Below are 13,510 nucleotides of genomic sequence, written 5' to 3'. Positions count from 1 at the left end.
GCCGGGGCGGAATCGGGTAGAATGGCGGCCGGAAGTTGGCCAGACAGTCGCTGCGTTCGTTCGCAAGAACGGACGGGGAGGAAAGTCCGGGCTCCGCAGAGCAGGATGCCGGTTAATGGCCGGACGTCGTGAGGCGATGGAAAGTGGCGCAGAGAGCTGAACCGCCGATGGCCGGAGGAAGCGTCCGCAAGGACGTGGACTCTTGATTTCGCCGCGCAAGCGGCGAGACGGATCAGGCAAGGGTGAAAAGGTGTACTGGCCGGGCGAGAGCCCGGTCGGACAGATAGGGTGTGGTGCCCTATTCTGCGGTAAGAGCGCACCGCGGACGTGGTAACACGGACGGCAGGCAAAACCCCATCCGGAGCAAGACCAAATAGGGGGAATTGACGTTGCTCGCGTATATCCCCGGGTAGGTCGCTTGAGCCTGTCGGTAACGGCAGGCCTAGAGGAATGACTGTCCAACGACAAGACCCGGCTTATCGGCCAACTTCCACCTCATCCCCGCGACCCCATGGCTTGACGCTATGGGGTTTGCTCAAAAAATAAGCAAAAAAAATCCACGTTCCTGGGAAAAAGCTTTACAATACCGGCCCTTCAGTCAGCTATCCCAGAGTTTCGCAAGCATGCGCATTGGTTCGTACACATTGAAAAACCGGCTGATCGTGGCGCCCATGGCCGGGGTGACGGATAGACCGTTCCGCATGCTGTGCAAGCAATTGGGCGCCGGCATGGCGGTATCGGAAATGATCACCTCCAACAAGGCGCTGTGGACCACGGCCAAGACCTTGCGTCGCGCCGACCACGCCGGCGAGGTGGAGCCGATCTCGGTGCAGATCGCCGGCTCCGATCCGGCGCAGATGGCCGAGGCGGCGCGGCTCAACGTGGAGCGCGGCGCGCAGATCATCGACATCAATATGGGCTGTCCGGCCAAGAAGGTGTGCAATGTGGCCGCCGGCTCGGCCTTGCTGCGCGACGAGGCGCTGGTGGGACGCATCCTGGAAGCGGTGGTCAAGGCGGTGGACGTGCCGGTGACGCTGAAGACGCGCACCGGCTGGAGCCCGGAACACCGCAACGCGCTGCGGGTGGCCAAGCTGGCCGAGGATTGCGGCATCGCCGCGCTGGCCTTGCACGGCCGCACTCGCGAGGACATGTATCGCGGCGCGGCCGAGTACGACACGATACGCGAGGTGAAGCGGCAGATCCGGATTCCGCTGATCGCCAACGGCGACATCGATACCCCGCAGAAAGCACAGTGGGTGCTGGAACATACCGGCGCCGATGCCATCATGATAGGACGGGCGGCCCAGGGCAGGCCGTGGATTTTCCGCGAAATCCAGCATTTTCTGGAGAGCGGCGAATGCCTGCCGCCGCCGGAAGTGAGCGAGATCCGCCAGCTCTTGCTGGGGCATCTGGATGAGCTATACCAGTTTTACGGCGAATATTCGGGCTGCCGCATCGCCCGCAAGCACATCGCCTGGTACACCAAGGGACTGCAGGGCGGCAACGCGTTCCGCCAGCAGATGTACCAACTCGAGTCCACGGCGGAGCAGCGCTTGGCCGTGGCGGCCTATTTCGACCGTTTGGCCGGGGACTCTGAACGGCTGGTGTATTTGGATGGCGCTGGGGAAGCGTTGGACCACGACTCGGAGACGGTGGTGGATGGCTAATTCCAATCAGACTTGGACAGAATAATAACCATGCAGAACAATGACCATATCTCGCAGTCGGTGCGGCTGGCGATGGAACAGTATTTCAGGGACCTGGATGGCGAGAACCCCTCCGCCATCTACGACATGGTGTTGGCTTGCGTGGAAAAGCCATTGCTCGAGGTGGTGCTGATACACACCCAGGGCAATCAGACCCGGGCGGCGGAGTTGCTGGGATTGAACCGCAACACCCTGCGTAAAAAGATGAAGTCTTATGATTTGATATGAAGACAAACCGGCCATACCGAATAGGGTGGCCGGTTTTTTTTGTGTTCCTTTTTAGTTAACGCGGTAGAGAACCATGAGCAAAATCGAACGCGCGCTGATCAGCGTCTCCGACAAGAGCGGCATTCTGGAATTCGCCCAGGCCCTGGCTTCCCAAGGGGTGCACATCCTGTCCACAGGCGGCACCGCCAAACTGCTGGCCGACGCCGGCGTGCCGGTGACCGAGGTGTCCGACTACACCGGCTTCCCGGAAATGCTGGACGGCCGGGTCAAGACCCTGCATCCGAAAGTGCATGGCGGCATCCTGGGCCGCCGCGACCTGCCGGAGCATGTGGCCAAGATGGCCGAGCATGAGATCGGCAACATCGATCTGGTTTGCGTCAACCTCTACCCGTTCGAAGCCACCATCGCCAATCCGGACTGCGAACTGGAAGACGCGATCGAGAACATCGACATCGGCGGCCCGACCATGGTGCGTTCCGCCGCCAAGAACTGGGCGCACGTGGCCATCGTCACCGACGCCGCCGATTACGCGGCGCTGGCGGAGGAGATGCGCGCCAACGGCGGCGCGCTGTCCAAGGCCACCCGCTTCGAATTGGCCAAGAAGGCCTTCACCCACACCGCGGCCTACGACGGCGCGATTTCCAACTACCTGACCAGCCTGGCCGACGGCGCGCTGGCGGGCAAGCCGGAACGCGTGGCCTTCCCCAAGCGCCTCAACGCCCAGTTCGTCAAAGTGCAGGACATGCGCTACGGCGAGAACCCGCACCAGGCGGCCGCCTTCTATCGCGATCTGGACCCGGCCGCCGGCTCCATCGCCAATTACCGTCAGCTGCAGGGCAAGGAACTGTCCTATAACAACATCGCCGACGCCGACGCCGCCTGGGAGGCGGTGAAGACCTTCGACGACACCGCCTGCGTCATCGTCAAGCACGCCAACCCCTGCGGCGTGGCGGTGGCGGGCGACACCTTGAGCGCCTACCGGCTGGCTTTCGCCACCGACACCACCAGCGCCTTCGGCGGCATCATCGCCTTCAACCGCCCGGTGGACGCCGCCACGGTGGAAGCGGTGACCGGCCAGTTCCTGGAAGTGTTAATCGCGCCGGCTTTCACCGAGGAAGCCAAGGCCGTGATCGCCGCCAAGAAGAATGTGCGCGTGCTGGAAATCCCGCTGGAGATCGGCGCCAACCGCTTCGAACTGAAGCGCGTCGGCGGCGGCGTGCTGGTGCAGACGCCGGACATCCGCAATGTGGGCCTGGACGAATTACGCGTGGTGACCCAGCGTCAACCGACGCCGCAGGAGCTGTCCGATCTGCTGTTCGCCTGGCGCGTGGCCAAATATGTGAAGTCGAATGCAATTGTTTTCTGTAAAAATGGTCAGACTGCCGGTATCGGCGCCGGCCAGATGAGCCGCGTCGATTCCACCCGCATCGCCGCGCGCAAGGCGGCCGACGCCGGCTTGAGCCTGCAGGGCGCGGTGGCGTCGTCCGACGCCTTCTTCCCCTTCCGCGACGGCATCGACGTGATCGCCGAGCAGGGGATCAAGGCCATCATTCAGCCGGGCGGTTCGATGCGCGACGAAGAAGTGTTCGCCGCCGCCGACGAGCACGGCATCGCGATGGTGCTGACCGGGGTGCGTCACTTCCGCCACTGAGCGGTTCCGATTAACCGGAGGAGGCCGGCATGCCGGCTTCTTTACATGGATTTGTTGTTTTTCCGATGAGAGCAATTGTTTGTTGGCTGGGCGCCGGCTTGTTGGCGTCCGCCAGCCTGGCGGCGCAGGCCGAAGAGACGGCCGCCGAGCCGCAAGGTTTCTGGCAACGCGGCCGCGCCAATATCGAGGCGACCTGGCGTTCCGACCAGTACGAGTTGTACGTGCCGGCGGTGACGTGGCACAACCGCGCCTTCTACGATAGAGAGAAGATCCGGCAATTCAACGAACGGCCGTGGGGCTTGGGCGCGGGACGTTATCGCTACGACGCCGACGGCGACTGGCACGCGGTGTACGCGATGGCCTTCCTGGATTCGCACAAGGATGTCGAGCCCTTCGTCGGCTACGCCTTCCAGAAAGTATGGCGCCCATTGGACGGCTGGCGCTTGGGCGCGGGCTTTACCGCCGGCGTCACCGCGCGCTCGGACTACAGCTACGCGCCCTTGCCGGCGGTGCTGCCGCTGGTGTCGGTGGAATACCGCCGCCTGGCCTTGCAGGCCACTTATATCCCGGGCGGGCACAATAACGGCAATGTCTTGTTCGCCTGGCTGCGTTGGCAGTTGGGCTGAGTGAAGAATCCGGCGCGTTGCGACGCGCCGTAAAAACGAGTGGAGCATCGAACATGAAAGTACTGGTTATCGGCTCCGGCGGACGCGAGCACGCGCTGGCCTGGCGCATCGCCAAGTCGCGCCGGGTATCCAAGGTCTTCGTCGCGCCCGGCAACGCCGGCACCGCGCTGGACCCCAATCTGACCAACGTCGAGCTCGGCAGCGTGGCGGAGTGGGTGGCTTTCGCCAAGCAGGAGAAGATCGAACTGACGGTGGTGGGCCCGGAAGCGCCGCTGGCGGCCGGCGTGGTCGACGCCTTCCGCGCCGAAGGGCTGCGAATCTTCGGCCCCACCCAGTATTGCGCGCAGCTGGAAAGCTCCAAGGATTTCGCCAAGGCCTTCATGAAGCGCCACGGTATTCCCACCGCCGCGTACGAAACCTTTAGCGACGCCGCCGCCGCCCATGCCTATGTCGACGCCAAGGGCGCGCCCATCGTGATCAAGGCCGACGGCCTGGCCGCCGGCAAGGGCGTGGTGGTGGCGCTGACGCTGGACGAGGCGCACGCCGCCATCGACGATATGCTGGTGGGCAACAAGATGGGCAGCGCCGGCGCGCGCGTGGTGATCGAGGACTTCCTGCAGGGCGAGGAGGCCAGCTTCATCGTGATGGTGGACGGCGACCACGTGTTGCCGATGGCCACCAGCCAGGACCACAAGCGCTTGCTGGATCAGGATCAGGGCCCGAACACCGGCGGCATGGGCGCCTACAGCCCGGCGCCGGTAGTGACGCCGGCGGTGCACAACCGGGTGATGCGCGAAATCATCCTGCCCACGGTGCTGGGCATGAAGAAGGACGGCCACAGCTATACCGGCTTCCTCTACGCCGGGCTGATGATAGACGCGCAGGGCAATCCTTACACCATCGAGTTCAACTGCCGCTTCGGCGATCCGGAAACCCAGCCCATCATGGCGCGTCTGAAGTCGGACTTCACCGTGTTGCTGGAAGCCGGCGTCAACGGCCGCCTGAACCAGGTGGAGGCGGAATGGGACCGGCGCGTGGCCTTGGGCGTGGTGCTGGCGGCCGAAGGCTATCCGGAAGCGCCGCGCAAGGGCGATCTGATCAGCGGCCTGCCGCCGGAGAGCGAGGACGGCATGGTGTTCCACGCCGGCGTCAGCCTGGACGCGGACAAGCAGCTGCGCAGCAACGGCGGCCGCGTGTTGTGCGCGGTGGGCCTGGGCGACAGCGTCAAAATGGCGCAGGGCAAGGCTTACGTGCTGGCCGACCAGATTCAGTTCGCCGGCAAGCAGATGCGCCGCGACATCGGCGCGCGCGCTATCGGCCGCAAACATTAGCGTCTTGCCGCTTGATAGAGAAACAGCGCCGCAAGCGGCGCTGTTTTCATTTTCGGGCTTGGTTCCGGCTCAGCCCAGTTCGGCCTGGCGCAGGCCGGGCGCGGCACCGTCCTTGGCCGACAGTTGCGGCTCGCCGTCCAGCGGCCAGGCAATGGCCAGCTCCGGATCGTTCCAGGCGATGGAACGCTCCAGCTCCTTGAACCAATAGTCGGTGGTGTTGTACAGGAACTCGGCGCTGTCCGACAGGGTAAGGAAGCCGTGAGCGAAACCGGGCGGCACCCAGAGCTGACGTTTATTGGCGGCGGACAGGTAGGTGCCCACCCATTGGCCGAAACTGGCGGAGCCGGGGCGGATGTCGACGGCGACGTCGAAGACTTCGCCGGCGATCACCCGCACCAGCTTGCCCTGGGCGTGTGGCGCCAGCTGATAGTGCAGGCCGCGCAGCACGTCCTTGGTGGAGCGGCTGTGATTGTCCTGGACGAAGGGCGCGGGGCAGCCGACGGCGGCTTCGAAACGCTGTTGATTGAAACTTTCGAAAAAGAAGCCGCGTTCGTCGCCGAATACGGCAGGTTCGATGATTTTGACGTCGGGAATGCTGGTGTCGATGATGTTCATGTATCGCTCGTCAAGATCAATAGACCGGCTGATCCAGCATCGCCAGCAGATAGCGGCCGTAGCCGGTCTTCTGCAGCGGTTTGGCCAGTCGGCGTACCTGCTCGTCGCCTATCCAGCCGGAGCGGTAGGCCACTTCCTCCGGGCAGGCCACTTTCAGGCCCTGACGGTTTTCTATGGTGGCGATGAACTGGCTGGCTTCCAGCATGGATTCATGGGTGCCGGTGTCCAGCCAGGCGTAGCCGCGGCCCATGGTCTGCACCGAGAGCTGGCCCTGTTGCAAATAGACGTTGTTGACGTCGGTGATCTCCAGTCCGCCGCACGGCGAGGGCTTGATCGCCTTGGCGATGTCCACCACCTGCTCGTCGTAGAAGTACAGGCCGGTCACCGCGTAATTGGACTTGGGTTGCGCCGGCGTTTCCTCGATGGACTGCGCCTTGCCGTCGGCGTCGAAGGCCACCACGCCGTAGCGTTCTGGGTCGTTGGCGCGGTAGGCGAACACGCTGGCGCCGCTGCGCTTGGCGTTGTCGTCCTGCAGCAAGGCGGAAAAGTCGTGGCCGTAATAGATGTTGTCACCCAGCAGCTGTTCGACGCGAGGCGTGTGCTGTGGGTGGAGATGATCAGGATCTCGCGGATGCCGGCCAGCATCAGCGTGGTCAGCGGATAGTAGATCATCGGTTTGTCGTAGATGGGCGGCAATTGTTTGCTGACGGAAATGGTGGCCGGGTACAGCCGGGTGCCGGAGCTGCCGGCCAGGATGATGCCTTTGCGTGCCTGAGTCATTGAATGTCTTTCTGTTGCGGCTGGGCGCTAAGTTCGGCCAGCACTTGTTTGACGCCGCTTTCCCAGTGCGGCAGCGCAAGGCCGAAGGTCTGCCGCAGCTTGGCGCAGTCCAGCCGGGAGTTGGCGGGGCGGGGCGCCGGCAATGGATAGTCGGCGGTGGTGATCGGCTCGATGTCGGCCGGAGACAGCCGCAGCGCATAGCCCAGTCTGCCGGCCTCGGCCACCAGGAAGCGGGCGTAGCCGTGCCAGCTGGTTTCGCCCTGCGCCGCCAGGTGGTAGCTGCCGTAGGCGAAGCCGGCCGGGTCGCGCAGATAGTCGCGCAGCAGGGCCACGGTGACGTCGGCGATCAAGGCGGTGGAGGTGGGCGCGCCGATCTGATCCGCCACCACCTTCAGGCTGTCGCGCTCCTGCGCCAGGCGCAGAATGGTCTTCAGAAAGTTGCCGCCATGGGCGCCGAACACCCAGCTGGTGCGCAGAATCAAGTGCCGCGGCGCGGCGGCGCGCACCGCCTCCTCGCCCGCCCATTTGCTTTGGCCGTAGACCGAGCGCGGCCGCGCCGGGTCGTCCTCGCGCCAGGGCTGTTCGCCGGCGCCGTCGAATACGTAGTCGGTGGAGTAGTGCAGCAAGAGCGCCTGGTGCTGAGCCGCCCATTGCGCCAGCAGCGCCGGCGCGGCGGCGTTGACCGCATGCGCCTGTTCCGCCTCGCTCTCGGCGCGGTCCACCGCGGTGTAGGCGGCGGGATTGACGATGATGTCGGGCTGGTGGCGTTCCAGCGCCTGGCGGATGCTGTCTGCCCGGCTCAGGTCCAGTTCGGCCCGGCTGAGCGCGACGACCTCGCCCAGCGGCGTCAGCGCGGTCCGCAACCGATGGCCGAGCTGGCCGTTGACCCCGGTCAGCAGAATGGTGGGTGAGCGCTCAGCCATAGTGCTGGTTCACCCAGTCGCGATAAGCGCCGCTGCTGACGTTGGCGACCCAGTCCTGATGTTGCAGATACCAGGCCACGGTTTTGCGGATGCCGCTGTCGAAGGTTTCCTGCGGTTTCCAGCCCAATTCGCGCTCCAGCTTGCGCGCGTCTATCGCGTAGCGGCGGTCGTGGCCGGGGCGGTCGGCGACGAAGGCGATCTGTTCGGCGTAGCGGCGCGCCGGGTCGGCTTGAGGCGCCAACTCGTCCAGCAGCGCGCAGATCGTTTTGACCACGTCCAGATTGGTTTTCTCGTTCCAGCCGCCGACATTATAGGTTTCGCCGGGCACGCCGGCTTCCAGCACGCGGCGGATGGCGCTGCAATGGTCTTTGACGTAGAGCCAGTCGCGCACCTGGCTGCCGTCGCCGTAGATGGGCAGGGGCTTGCCGGCCAGGGCGTTGAGGATCACCAGCGGAATCAGCTTCTCCGGGAAGTGATAGGGGCCGTAGTTGTTGCTGCAATTGGTGGTCAGCACCGGCAGGCCGTAAGTGTGGTGCCAGGCGCGCACCAGGTGGTCGGACGCGGCCTTGGACGCCGAGTAGGGACTGTTGGGCTCATAGCGGTGGCGCTCGGAGAAGGGCGCGTCGTCGGGTCCCAGCGTGCCGTAGACTTCGTCGGTGGAGACGTGCAGCAGGCGGAAGGCGGCGCGGTCCGCGTCCGCCAGCCCTGTCCAGTAGCCGCGCACGCTCTCCAGCAGATTGAAGGTGCCCACCACATTGGTCTGGATGAAGTCGCCCGGTCCGTGGATGGAGCGGTCGACATGGCTTTCCGCGGCGAAATTGAGCACCGCGCGCGGCTGGTGTTCGGCCAGCAGGGCGTCGAGCAGCGCGCGGTCGCCGATGTCGCCGCGCACGAAGACATGGCGCGGGTCCTGTCCCAGGGTTTTCAGGGTGTCGAGATTGCCGGCGTAGGTCAGCGCGTCGAGATTGATGATGCGCTCATCGCTCTGCGCCAGCCAGTCCAGCACGAAATTGCCGCCGATGAAGCCGGCGCCGCCAGTGACCAAAATGCTCATATTGTTCTTTCAGTGTTGCTGCGTGCTCAAAATTTAGTACAGTAGGCCTCTATGCCTAGGGCCTGTTCAAAGTCTCGCGAGCCAGAGCGAGGCAAGGCGAAAACCGCTGAAAAAGCGGAATGCACGCGTAGGTACATCAGCATTTCAAAGCCGTTTCCAACGCCTCTGGCCAACTGTTCCACTGAAGCATTGCAGACTTTGAACCGCTTCTTAGGGTAGCGTCTCCACGATGGACTTACCCAAGCATGAAACTGAGCCTCTGATTTTGAGTTTAAATCTTCGAGAGTTCAACACGTAACTTGAGAGTTTGCTCATTATTGCTTGAGCGGGAGCATTGCGGACGGAAAGGCTGTGGGATGCTCAGTGGCGTAAGCGATGTACCTTTATCTCACGCGTCCCAATAGCCGCCGCCGCAGAGAACTGCGCTTAGCTAGCGCTATCGGGCTTCGGGTTTAAGCGGCGCTGAGCGCGGCTCAAGAGCAATGTTTGCTCCAGCCAAGGCGAATAGCCAAAGTAAGCGCCGTTCAGTTGGGTATGTTTGACGAGATAGGAGCGCAGTTTCCGGTACAGCCAAGCCTGAGGCGGCGGCGGCCGGCTCCAGAATTGATGCAGCCCGGTTTGGCAAGTCAGGCCGGGAATATCGTGTAGCGCCCGCCCCAAGGTGATCAGGGGCTTGTCGTGATGCAAGGCGGACAAGCCTACGGTGCTATTGATGGTGACGACGCCCAGGCTATGTTTCAGCAAGCTGGGCAAATGACCGTCGTGCATATAGTACACGCGGGACGCGATACGGTTTTGTCTGGCCAGCCTGGCTATATAGGCCGAATAGTTTCTATGGCCCCGATCCAGCGGATGGTGTTTCAACACCAGAGCCGTATGTTGCGGGGCGTGTTGGGCAAAAGAAAAGATCACCTCCGCGATGAATTCGCGCACATCCGAGTAAGGGCTATGGTGCAATACCTGGCTGTCGTTGAAGACCTGCAAGGGAACCAGAAAATAGCGTTGGTCCCATTCGCGCAGGATATGGCGACGCAGTCTGTGCTCCAAGGCCTGATACAGCGCTTTGCGCCAGCCGGCGCGCAGCCAGAAGAAGCATTCGCGAAAAGGGGAGAAGTCCTTGTGATGCCGATAATGCGGGTAGCGCGCGCGCCAACACCAGCCTGCAACATAGTAGCGGGCGGCGTCGAAGGCCATCCGGCGAAAAGACGCTCTGGTGGGCGTGGGGGCCGGCGGCTGGCTGGCTTCGTATCGCAGCATCGCGGCCGGATTGGCGGCCAAGCGGGAGTGGGCGTTGACCCCGTCCTGTTCCAGCGTGATGTAGTCGGGGCGCAGATAACCTTCCTCGAAGGCGTAGAAGGCTATGGCCTGTTCCTTGCAGACCCGGGCCGCTAGGCTGTGGTAGCGGCGGCAATCGCCGAAGCAGACGACGGCGTCGATACGCTGGGCCCGTAAAAACGCCTGTAGCCAGGGGGGGAAATCCTCCAGCCGCCCGCGGTAGTCGGTGGCGTCCAGATGCCGGTGATATAGCCGGTCCCCGCCGTTGAAATTAATCTTGGCCACGTGCGCGCCGTGGCGATTCAACCAACTGGCCAGTTGATTGAAGAAATGGCCCATCGGCCCTTGCAAGAGCAGCAGGCGTTGATGGGAGAGCAGGGCTTGAGCGGCGAGCATGACGGGCGCGAGCTCAAAGCAGCGTGCGCAGCAGGCCCAGGCCCTTGCGCCACTGTCTCGCCAGCCAGTGCGAGCGGGTTTGAGCGGGTCCGAGTGACTGCTTGCGCCGCCACAGGTGTTCTACCACGGCTTCGGCTCTGGCAAAGCCCGGCTGACCCGGAATCACATAACGAGGGTAGGCAATCAGCGTTCCATAGACCAACTGCTCGAGAGTGAGCCGGCGTTGCCTATGGGGCAAGGGTCTTAGGTCTTGGGTCAGGCCCCAGCCGGCATAGAAAGGCATGCCGTAGCAATGCACCGGCTTGCCGCGCAGCAGGGCTTCGAAGCCTGTCAGGGAGGTCATGGTGTGGACTTCGTCCGCGACGGCCAGGCAGGCCAGGATGTCGGCCCTGGCCGCCACTTGGTCCGCCAAGCGGGCCGTTTCCTGATCGGGGATGGCTCCGCGCCGGTTGCCGGAGGCGACATCGGGGTGGGGCTTGTAGATCAGCCAGGCATGAGGACGCCGCCGGCGCACTTCGCGCAACAGCGATAGATTGTCTGTGAGCCAGGGGGAAGCTTCGCGGAGGGAGGCGTCGTCTTCCACTTGGCCGGGAATCAGGACAATGGTTTTTCCTGCGGCCTCGGTGGAGAGCTCAAACGCGGCGCCCACATTGTATTTGCTGATTCCCTGTTCCAGCAGCCGCAGCCTGAGGCGCTGGGCACGGAGAATCTGCAGAGGCTCCGGTTCGAGTTCGCCGAGCAGCTGTTCCAGGCGAGAGGAGGGCGTCGGCGCGTAATAGAGGCCGGCGTCGTCCACCACCACGGATAAGGGCGGCTGCAAATCGGAGCCCAACCCGAGAGAACGGATGAATCCGTCTTCCATTCTGAGCAAGGGCAGGCCGCGCCGTGCCGCCAGAGCGGCGGCGTCCCGCGCCATGCCCCAGGCTACCAGCTTGCTGTCTGGAGGCAGCCGCGGCGGCAATCGGTCTGGTCTGGAGATGAAACGGATCTGGTTGCCGGGCTGTTTCAGAAAGGGCCACACCACCGCGCGTTTCCACCAACTCATGCCCATGCACCACAGTACGCCGCTGGTCTGCCGGCGCAAGCTTCGGTTTAAATGAATCCACTCCGCCACATCGAAGAAGGTGCCAGCTTCGCCGGTTTCCGGATGAATATAGCGGGCGTATTGCAGATAGGCGGCGTGAAACAACTCTTCCAAGGTTCGGCGGCCGTGTCGGCGCCGTTTTAGCGTGGACATCTCAGGATGGCGGTCATCGGTCAGCCCCCAGCCCGCATACCAGGGCATGCCGAAACAGACGACCCGGCAGCCGGCGATCAAGGCTTCGAAGCCCATGTGGGAGGTGGCGGTGTACACCACGTCAACCTGGGCCAGCAGTGATTGGGGACAGGCGTCTTCTGCGATCGAGCGGATGCCGGGAGGCGGGTGCGGTAGATAGCCTCGTTTCTTGCCGGCCACCACGTCGGGATGCGTCTTTACCCAGATTTCCGCTGTGGGGTGTTCGCGGCAGGCGGCTTCCAGCATGGCTTGGAAAGTGAGCGCGTCCGCGCCGCCCAACTGGACGGATACATCGCCTGTCGTTTGATCCAGCACTAATACGCGTGGGCGGCCGTTTTTGGGGGGCAAGGCAAGGGCTGGGGCGTGGTTGTATTTGGAGAGCCGGTCACGGCGCATCCGTTTCAGGCCGCATTGAGCGTCCAGTTGCTCGGATGGGGATAGCGATGTCGAAGCAATTAGCCGTTCCAACTGTGATGAATGGCCAGCGTCATAGTAGATGCCTATCTCGTCTATCAGCAGAGACAGAGGCGGCTCGCCGTTGACGCCTAGGCCGAGCGAGCGCAGAAAGCCATCCTCCAGTGCGATATAAGGCAGGCCGCGCTGTAGCGCAAAGGCGCGGGCGCGACGAGCGGATGGGCGCAAGCCCCAACCGACCACGGCTGTCAGAGGGCTAGTTGGGAGTAGCAGCGGCCAGCGGCGATGGCAGACCGGCAGACCGGTCAACTCCTGCAGATGAGGAATACGGGCAATGCCATGTGAAAGAACGGCAATTGTCACCGCAGGTTTTCCGCCAAAAAAGCGGAGAATGCTTGATGCGTTTCAGGGTGTTTTAAGCCAAATTTTACAGTCGCTTGCAGATAACCCAGTTTGGAGCCGCAGTCATAGCGAATGCCTTGTAGTGGAAGTGCCAGTACTGGTTCATCCTTAATGAGGGCCGCAATGCCATCGGTCAGTTGAATTTCACCGCCTACTCCGGGTTTCAAATGCCTAAGTCTGTCAAAAACACCTGGTGTCAGGATATAGCGCCCCACTACGGCCAGCGTGGAAGGCGCTACGGAGGGGTGAGGCTTCTCCACAATGCTGGTGATACGTTGCACGTTCTCATCCTGCATGGATGTTTCCACAATACCGTAAGAGCGGGTGGCTTCGCGCGGCACGTTTTCCACTCCTAGGATAGAAGTGGGCTGCTGTTCATATAGCTTTACCATTTGCGCCAAGGCACCAGGCTCACTGTCTATCAGATCATCAGCCAGAATCACGGCAAATGGTTCATTGCCTACCGCTGGCTGGGCACACAATACGGCATGCCCTAGTCCCAGCGCTTCGGCTTGACGGATATATAGACAGGAGACATGCGGTGGCAGGATGCCTTGCGCCAGTGGCAAAAGTTTGTGTTTGTTGCGCAGCTCCAGTTCGGTTTCCAGCTCGTAAGCTTTGTCGAAATGGTCTTCGATGCTCCGCTTGTTGCGGCCGGTGATGAAAATGAGCTCAGTCATGCCGGCTGCAATCGCCTCCTCCACCGCGTATTGAATCAGAGGCTTGTCGACAATTGGCAGCATTTCCTTGGGGCTGGCCTTGGTGGCCGGTAAAAACCGCGTACCCATGCCGGCTACGGGGAAAACAGCCTTTTTAATTCTGCGTGTCATGAG

The 13,510-nt window shown here is 62.8% G+C and carries 11 protein-coding genes, 1 other RNA gene and 1 pseudogene; 6 read left to right on the top strand and 7 right to left on the bottom strand.

Annotated elements, in window-relative coordinates:
• Positions 1-31: 31 nt before the first annotated feature.
• The 6 genes from rnpB to purD all read left to right on the top strand — a co-directional run bounded on the left by rnpB (position 32) and on the right by purD (position 5,542).
• Positions 32-495: RNase P RNA component class A (rnpB, locus tag AB1Z25_RS21030), an RNA gene on the top strand.
• 128 nt (positions 496-623) lie between these two features.
• A complete protein-coding gene (gene dusB, locus AB1Z25_RS21025) occupies positions 624-1,667 on the top strand; it encodes a tRNA dihydrouridine synthase DusB (RefSeq protein ID WP_107801030.1) in 1,044 nt (347 codons plus the stop codon).
• A gap of 30 nt (positions 1,668-1,697) precedes the next feature.
• Positions 1,698-1,934 carry a DNA-binding transcriptional regulator Fis gene (fis, locus tag AB1Z25_RS21020; RefSeq protein ID WP_019100932.1) on the top strand — a complete coding sequence of 79 codons (237 nt, stop codon included), beginning with the start codon at positions 1,698-1,700 and terminating at the stop codon, positions 1,932-1,934.
• 73 nt (positions 1,935-2,007) lie between these two features.
• On the top strand, positions 2,008-3,585 hold the full coding sequence (gene purH, locus AB1Z25_RS21015; protein WP_107801029.1) for a bifunctional phosphoribosylaminoimidazolecarboxamide formyltransferase/IMP cyclohydrolase: 1,578 nt from the start codon (positions 2,008-2,010) through the stop codon (positions 3,583-3,585).
• A 65-nt stretch (positions 3,586-3,650) separates the two neighbouring features.
• Positions 3,651-4,211: a lipid IV(A) palmitoyltransferase PagP gene (gene pagP / locus AB1Z25_RS21010; RefSeq protein WP_486636094.1), complete on the top strand. Its 561-nt coding sequence runs from the start codon at positions 3,651-3,653 to the stop codon at positions 4,209-4,211.
• 53 nt (positions 4,212-4,264) lie between these two features.
• A complete protein-coding gene (purD, locus tag AB1Z25_RS21005) occupies positions 4,265-5,542 on the top strand; it encodes a phosphoribosylamine--glycine ligase (RefSeq protein WP_107801027.1) in 1,278 nt (425 codons plus the stop codon).
• A gap of 69 nt (positions 5,543-5,611) precedes the next feature.
• Here purD and rfbC read toward each other — a convergent pair whose 3' ends face one another.
• From rfbC to galU, 7 genes and pseudogenes are all read right to left on the bottom strand, one after another.
• Positions 5,612-6,157 carry a dTDP-4-dehydrorhamnose 3,5-epimerase gene (rfbC, locus tag AB1Z25_RS21000; protein WP_486636093.1) on the bottom strand — a complete coding sequence of 182 codons (546 nt, stop codon included), beginning with the start codon at positions 6,155-6,157 and terminating at the stop codon, positions 5,612-5,614.
• 16 nt (positions 6,158-6,173) lie between these two features.
• A pseudogene (locus AB1Z25_RS20995) lies at positions 6,174-6,937 on the bottom strand (sugar phosphate nucleotidyltransferase).
• On the bottom strand, positions 6,934-7,860 hold the full coding sequence (gene rfbD, locus AB1Z25_RS20990) for a dTDP-4-dehydrorhamnose reductase (RefSeq protein WP_486636092.1): 927 nt from the start codon (positions 7,858-7,860) through the stop codon (positions 6,934-6,936). Before rfbD ends, AB1Z25_RS20995 begins: the two are co-directional and overlap by 4 nt.
• Entirely contained in the window at positions 7,853-8,914 is a 1,062-nt protein-coding gene (rfbB, locus tag AB1Z25_RS20985; RefSeq protein WP_227105619.1) for a dTDP-glucose 4,6-dehydratase, read from the bottom strand. The genes rfbD and rfbB overlap by 8 nt, the downstream gene beginning before the upstream one ends.
• Positions 8,915-9,340: 426 nt before the next feature.
• The gene (locus tag AB1Z25_RS20980) at positions 9,341-10,585 is read right to left on the bottom strand and encodes a capsule biosynthesis protein (protein WP_486636091.1); all 1,245 of its coding nucleotides are present in this window, start codon (positions 10,583-10,585) and stop codon (positions 9,341-9,343) included.
• A gap of 13 nt (positions 10,586-10,598) precedes the next feature.
• Complete coding sequence (locus AB1Z25_RS20975; RefSeq protein WP_486636090.1) at positions 10,599-12,638, bottom strand: capsular polysaccharide biosynthesis protein; 2,040 nt, start codon at positions 12,636-12,638, stop codon at positions 10,599-10,601.
• Positions 12,635-13,507 carry a UTP--glucose-1-phosphate uridylyltransferase GalU gene (galU, locus tag AB1Z25_RS20970; protein WP_227105613.1) on the bottom strand — a complete coding sequence of 291 codons (873 nt, stop codon included), beginning with the start codon at positions 13,505-13,507 and terminating at the stop codon, positions 12,635-12,637. Before galU ends, AB1Z25_RS20975 begins: the two co-directional genes overlap by 4 nt.
• Positions 13,508-13,510: the final 3 nt, after the last annotated feature.

The sequence above is a fragment of the Chromobacterium sp. HL1 genome (assembly GCF_057418835.1).
This window is presented reverse-complemented; position numbering and strand designations above follow the sequence as displayed.

What these genes read in the sequence shown, in the direction of transcription:
- dusB (WP_107801030.1), top strand. Translation starts at nt 624, where the DNA reads ATGCGCATTGGTTCGTACACATTGAAAAACCGGCTGATCGTGGCGCCC.
- pagP (WP_486636094.1), top strand. Translation starts at nt 3,651, where the DNA reads ATGAGAGCAATTGTTTGTTGGCTGGGCGCCGGCTTGTTGGCGTCCGCC.
- AB1Z25_RS20980 (WP_486636091.1), bottom strand. Translation starts at nt 10,585, where the DNA reads ATGCTCGCCGCTCAAGCCCTGCTCTCCCATCAACGCCTGCTGCTCTTG.
- galU (WP_227105613.1), bottom strand. Translation starts at nt 13,507, where the DNA reads ATGACACGCAGAATTAAAAAGGCTGTTTTCCCCGTAGCCGGCATGGGT.
- purD (WP_107801027.1), top strand. Translation starts at nt 4,265, where the DNA reads ATGAAAGTACTGGTTATCGGCTCCGGCGGACGCGAGCACGCGCTGGCC.
- fis (WP_019100932.1), top strand. Translation starts at nt 1,698, where the DNA reads ATGCAGAACAATGACCATATCTCGCAGTCGGTGCGGCTGGCGATGGAA.
- purH (WP_107801029.1), top strand. Translation starts at nt 2,008, where the DNA reads ATGAGCAAAATCGAACGCGCGCTGATCAGCGTCTCCGACAAGAGCGGC.
- rfbB (WP_227105619.1), bottom strand. Translation starts at nt 8,914, where the DNA reads ATGAGCATTTTGGTCACTGGCGGCGCCGGCTTCATCGGCGGCAATTTC.
- rfbD (WP_486636092.1), bottom strand. Translation starts at nt 7,860, where the DNA reads ATGGCTGAGCGCTCACCCACCATTCTGCTGACCGGGGTCAACGGCCAG.
- rfbC (WP_486636093.1), bottom strand. Translation starts at nt 6,157, where the DNA reads ATGAACATCATCGACACCAGCATTCCCGACGTCAAAATCATCGAACCT.